The organism is Streptomyces carpinensis, assembly GCF_002154505.1.
Lineage (GTDB): Bacteria > Actinomycetota > Actinomycetes > Streptomycetales > Streptomycetaceae > Streptomyces > Streptomyces carpinensis.
In genome coordinates this window covers 308-896 of record NZ_MUBM01000408.1, presented here as the reverse complement: position 1 = coordinate 896, position 589 = coordinate 308, and the positions used below count along the sequence as shown (strand labels likewise).

The following is a 589-nucleotide window of genomic DNA, read 5'->3' as shown; positions in this document are numbered from 1 at the left end:
CGTCGCCGAGGAGCAGGTCGAAGGACAGAGTCCCCACGTACATGTGTGTGCCGGGTTGCCCGCCGGTACGGGGTCGATGGTCCTGCCTTCGGTGCGGGCAGGGACATCAAGAACGGTACCGCGATCCCGTCTGCGGCTCGACGGGGTTTCCGCCCGCCGGTGGGCAGGCAGCTCCCGTCCCTGGGGTTTCATCCGCGTACCCCTGGGGCTGGGCCCCGGACCGACCCAGGCAGGGCTCCGTCCTCCGCGCCCGGTTCGCCCGGGCGAACCGNNTCCCGCCGGCCGGTCTGCGCCGGGGCGTCACACCCGCGGCTTCTCGCGCATCTCGTACGTCGCGATGACGTCGTCGACCTTGATGTCGTTGAAGTTGCCGAGGTTGATACCGCCCTCGAACCCTTCGCGGATCTCGGTGACGTCGTCCTTGAAGCGACGCAGGCCCTCGATGGTGAGGTTCTCCGCGACCACCTTGCCGTCGCGCAGCAGGCGGGCCTTGGTGTTGCGGCGCACCTCGCCGGACCGGATGAGGACACCGGCGATGTTGCCCAGCTTGGACGACTTGAAGACCTCGCGGATCTCCGCCGTACCGAGC

Annotated in this window: 1 protein-coding gene; it reads right to left on the bottom strand. The window is 69.2% G+C overall.

The genetic code is table 11. The features are described 5' to 3' along the window. Positions 1–300: 300 nt before the first annotated feature. Positions 301–589: hypothetical protein (locus BZY54_RS54075; RefSeq protein ID WP_425276367.1), on the bottom strand; the 289-nt coding region annotated here is incomplete at its 5' end.